Source organism: Wolbachia endosymbiont of Madathamugadia hiepei (assembly GCF_013366855.1).
Taxonomy (GTDB): Bacteria; Pseudomonadota; Alphaproteobacteria; order Rickettsiales; family Anaplasmataceae; genus Wolbachia.
Genome location: NZ_WQMP01000067.1, coordinates 1 through 5,372, shown reverse-complemented (window position 1 = coordinate 5,372; position 5,372 = coordinate 1). Strand labels below are relative to the sequence as shown.

At 33.8% G+C, this 5,372-nt stretch carries 2 protein-coding genes and 2 pseudogenes; 2 read left to right on the top strand and 2 right to left on the bottom strand.

What is annotated here, in order from left to right; genetic code table 11:
• Positions 1 to 91: 91 nt before the first annotated feature.
• A pseudogene (locus GO685_RS03185) lies at positions 92 to 352 on the top strand (transposase); the annotation flags it as partial.
• Between the two features lie 237 nt (positions 353 to 589).
• Here GO685_RS03185 and GO685_RS03180 read toward each other — a convergent pair.
• Together GO685_RS03180 and murJ are read right to left on the bottom strand one after the other, a co-directional pair.
• The gene (locus GO685_RS03180) at positions 590 to 3,127 is read right to left on the bottom strand and encodes an AsmA family protein (RefSeq protein WP_175937543.1); all 2,538 of its coding nucleotides are present in this window, start codon (positions 3,125 to 3,127) and stop codon (positions 590 to 592) included.
• Entirely contained in the window at positions 3,124 to 4,617 is a 1,494-nt protein-coding gene (gene murJ / locus GO685_RS03175; RefSeq protein ID WP_175937542.1) for a murein biosynthesis integral membrane protein MurJ, read from the bottom strand. The genes GO685_RS03180 and murJ overlap by 4 nt, the downstream gene beginning before the upstream one ends.
• A 501-nt stretch (positions 4,618 to 5,118) precedes the next feature.
• On the opposite strand from murJ, the pseudogene GO685_RS03170 reads away from it, so the two are divergent.
• A pseudogene (locus GO685_RS03170) lies at positions 5,119 to 5,372 on the top strand (IS982 family transposase); the annotation flags it as partial.

Here is a 5,372-nt window from a genome sequence, read left to right as displayed (position 1 = left end):
TTATGCATTGGGTAACCTCCTATTGTTGCTAAAATACTGGAGTTTACCCTATTTCTCTCTCTACTCTCTTTCTAATCCATAGTTAGCGTTTGTAGTAGCTGATAAGGGCTATGACAGCAATGCTTTTATAGCCAGCCTTGAGAACAGAAAGTGCAAAGCTGTGATTCCGCCAAAGAGGAATCGAAAAGTCCAGAGAGACTACGACAAACATCTTTATAAAGAGCGGCATTTGATTGAATGCTTCTTTGGAAAAATCAAGAACTTTAGAGGTGTTTTTTCTCGATTTGACAAGACTGCTGAGGTTTTTATGGGTTTTTTAAACTTCGTTGGTTCTCTCATATGGCTTCTCTAAAATTTTGCTCACAGAGACTAGAAGTCTAGGTGAAATTAATAAAGACATGAGGTGCACATAGTGCAAAAAATTAAACATAAGACACCAGCCGTGATACTTTCGTCGTTTAATCTGCACAGATTGAGGCTAAATGAATAGCTCCAACTTTATGATAAGGGTAACGGCAAAAGTTGTCAAGTAGTTTTTTAGTTCCATGGTTTAGACAGCTATTTGGGCAGCAAAACACATTCAATACTTTTAATTCCTATTCAGGGTAGTAAATATTTGGTCTTCATCAAAACTCATCTCAGGACGCCAAATAGGGCCATCTAAATGCATATCAATATAAACTGGACTACTACGGCCTGGTGGAATGAAGAAAAATCTGGATAAAGAAACTAAAGTGAAGTTAGATAAGGTTAGATTAGAAGAAGTAGACCCTGACGCTTGATTAATTCCAAATTGTAAACTAGTTGAGCATATACCATTTTTAATGCTTGCTTTTCCGCTGACATTTTCAAAAAATGTACTACCATTATATATACCAACGTTTGTAAACGTGGAAGTTTCAGATTTATTTTTACTGCTTAGTAAATTAGTAATGAGCGAATTAAAATCCACGTTAGTAAATTCTATTCCTCGTGTTTGCAAATTAACTTCCCCTGACGAGTTATTAGCCCAGTCATTAAAGCTCTTTCCTTGAGCTTTAATTGCACCATTTAAGCTTATCTGACCATTTACATTATTAACTCCTATAACCTTGCCAACCCTTTTAGTGTCCAAATTTGCTATGAAAAATTTTATATACATTGAATTTGGCCTTAAATAACCCTGAAAAGACACCTGTCCATGCCCTAGTGCATAATTCACTTTTTTAACAGTAATGATGTTATTTATCATCACTGCATTCAAATTAAAGCCCTTCAAAATATCCTGCTCATCCTTAAGTTCTGCAACATTAATTTGCACATTTGCATCAAAGTCTTTTTTGTCGTCTAAAAAATCAAGCTGCTTTGCTGACCATTGAATCTGGTTTATCTTACTTTTTGAATCTCTTTTTACCTCTATTAAATTAGGTAATTTTAAAATACTGCTATTAAATTTGTTGCCCGTAAGGTTCACATCTAACAAAGGCTTAATATATTTTTTGTCCACTAATATTTTTATGTCGCCGGTGATATCAAAGTTCTCTCCTGATAGTTTTATCTTATCTGCAACTAGCTTACCCTTTTCTATCTTCAACGAAAAACCCAGGTCTTCGATTTTTGTATCATTTAGCGTAAAATCACTAACACTGGTTTCTATATTTACATCATACTTCGGACTTTTCAACCATTTCATTTTAGATAAGCTACTGAGTAATGAATAATCGTATTTGTCCGCGTTAAGGTTATGTACACTAAATCCGCCACCAATCACATTACGTTTTTTTGTGTGACTTACTTTAATTGATCCCTGCAAAAATTCTTTATCATTCAGCAATCTAATGTCTGAAACAGACAATATCCTGGGTGCAAAGTGTAATTTAGAACTTATTGTAAATTGATTTTTTTCGCTTTCTTTCATCTTTATAGAAGGGAAAAAGCATGAAATGAACGACTCGAAATCATCCCCTTTTACCAATAAACCACCATTAAATTCAGATAAGGTACCACTATTCGAGACTTTTCCCGATAGGTGAGATATGTTATTGGTTCCAGGGAATTGAAGTAGCGTATCAACTTTTACTTTGCCATCAGCGAATTTTAACATAGCGTGAAATTTATCCAATACTCTGTTTTGGTATTGGATATTTGAAACCTCCATATTAAAGTCTAGGCTCAAGTTTTTTGGCACAACATCTCTAAAACATTCTAGGAGATCCTTTATCTCCGTTGTTTTTCGTGAGTCATTCTGTATAGAATCTAAATCAATTTTACTGAAGCTAATATTGACGTTAGTATGATTATTTTTTCTATCATTTCGTATCGTACCGCTAGCTTGCATGCTTTTGGAATCAATTCTCAAATCAGTTGCTGCGAACTCATCTTCATTGAGGTTGATGTTAGATGATATCTCGATATTTTCACTAGGGATAGCGTAAGCAAGAAAGCTAAGATTGATAATCTTTGCTAGATCACTTACAAAATCATAACTGTTATTAATTGTCAGTGTGAGCTTGCCCTGGAGCCCTTCTTGATCTCTGTTGCCTGTAAATAGCAACTTTATAAAGTTTGATTCGACATTAATGTGTACATTCTTTTTTGTAATATCAACTTTCCCTGAAAAATCATAATTATTATCACCTACCTTCACTTCACCAGAGAATTGGCCATTTCTCTTAATAGCAATCTCTTTTATGTTAACGATATTGCTATAATCAACGAAGTTATTGTTTAAACTTACTTGACTGTCTTTTATTATTATATCAACCTTACTGGCTTTTTCATTTGTGATATTAACAAAATTTTCTTTACTGCTTTTCATACCAAATAATGTAATTGACTTTGGTTGTAACGAAAGCAAAAATAGCGATAGAAGAGACGGCCTTACTTCAATTTTATTTATACTAATCAAATCTGATAATTTTTGCTCTCTATTGTTGTTGGACTGAGTGTACACGTTATAAGTAGTGAGCTTTGGAGTAATTAGTGAAACTTTGACTTTTCCTCCAATGCGTACTTTAGCGTTGTATGTATTTTCTAATTCTTGCACAATGTGTTCCTTGTAGCCATTCCAATCCTTGAAAGTTGCAGCAACGTGCAAAAGGATTAACACTAAAGAGATTGATAATATTGTGTATATAGAAAATCTCATAGTTTTATATACTTAAAATTACCCATAAACATTAAATAAAGAGTACCAAAATAAACAACGACACTTAAAAATATTAGCGCTGCTAAATGAATGACACGAGCAAATATTGTATCGAGAAATAGTCCTGCTGATAAGGAACTAGAAACATAAAGAACTATTGACATGACCAACGTTGCGATAAGAATTTTTACGATATTTAATAGCAATACTTGGCTAATCTTATACATTTTATTTATTGTTAGATAATTAATTAGCAGAATAGAATTTATCCAAGTGGAAATGGAAGTAGCGATAGCAATTCCTGTGTGCTGATATTTGTGCATTAACAAGAGGTTTAGCATCACATTGATTCCAAGGCACATTAGTGAGAGTATAGTTGGTATTTTTAAATTGCCCTTAGCAAAAAACGTGGGTAGCAATGCTTTATTTATAATAAATGCAGGTAAAGAAAGAGAAAGCGCTATCAATGTAGGAGCAGTCTGCTGCACTGCATAGTGATCAAACTTACCGTAAGAAAAAAGCGTAAGTAAAATTATGTCAGGAATAATAATAAAGGTGGCAGTTGTTGGCACAATTAATATTAATCCTACACTGAGAGCTTTGCTTTGTATTTTGGCTATTTTTTCAGTATCATTTACTTGTTTTGAAATTAAAGGAAGAAGCACTGTACCAATTGCAGTACCAATTACTCCTTGCGGTAGTTGATTTAGTCTATCGGCATAGTATATATAGGATACTGCATTTGGTATAAAACTGGCCATAATTGTATCAATCCATAGGCTTATCTGAGTTACACAGTTGTTGATAATTGCTGGTATTACACGCTTAGAAAACAACTTTACTTCATTACTCAATTTTATGCTAAAAAAAAATGCAGCCTTTAATTTATATGCACTAAACAGCATCAACAATAGTTGAAAAATCCCTCCAATCAGGACAGCTATGGAGAGATTGTGGGCCGGTGTTTTTATGTAAGGCACAAATAAACTAGCGATTAGACAGAGATTCAAAATGATCGGTGCAATGGCTGTTGAAGCAAAATGTTGCTTTACTTGCAACATTCCCCCGATAAGTGATGCTATTGAAATAAAAATTATGTAAGGCATCATAATTCTTGATAAAGTCACAGTGAGGGCAAGTTTGCTTTGGTCAAATCCAGGGGTGAATACTTGAATCATGTAAGGAAAGAAAGTCTGCGTAATAAGACAAAAAATCAATAAAACAATAAACGTGAGAGATATTACGCTACTCGCAAAGCTAAATGCCTTTTTATTATCACGTGATTCTGCTGAATATAGCGGTATAAAAGAGGTAGTGAACGCTCCCTCTGCAAAAAACGCTCGAAATAGATTGGCAAAACGAAACGAAGAAAAAAACACATCTGCAAGAGGGGTTGCACCGACAACCATGGCAATTAATATATCCCTTATTAGCCCTGAGATTCTTGAAATAGCTGTAAAAAAACTAAATGTGAAAATACTTTTAAACATTGCTATTTACCACTACTCCAGATTATACGCAGTGTCAATAGACTCTTCGCGTATCAAACTAGTTTTAGCATATGCGAAAAAACTACTTGACAACCTTCGCCGTTATCCTTATAATGAAACTGAAGCTATTTATTTATCTTCGCAATCTGTGCAGGTTAATGACAAAAAACTTAGGGTATTTGGCGTCTCATGTTTAAATTTTTGCACTATGTGAACCTCACGTCTTTTTAAAACTTCTGGTTTTCAAGCTGAAACGCGCCTATAAGTCGTTTAAGACAGTATAGAACGTCAAATGGACAAGGGAGAATTTGAATACTAGCTGCTCTGGGTTTCTTTTGCCTTTTTTCCTGCTTAGTAAATTTCTTAACGTTTATAGTTTGGGTTATTTGCATTTAAAAGTAGCTGAATCGTAGCGTTGAGGTGCTAACTATGGATTAGAAAGAGAGTAGAGAGAGAAATAGGGTAAACTCCAGTATCTTAGCAATAATAGGAGGTTACCCAATGCATAAGAATATAACAGAGTTATTCTGTTTTGTAGATGATTATTGTAAAATAATAGATGAGAAGTTTGCAAGTATACTACTAACCAATGGTAAAAAACCTACAAGAATACCCGCAATAACGTATTCTGAAATTATAACAATAATCCTATTATATCATCAATCTAGATATGAAAACTTTAAACCCTTTTATATACGTTGCTTAAAGCCATTACACAAGTCAGACTTTCCAACACTACCTTCGTATGGTAGGTT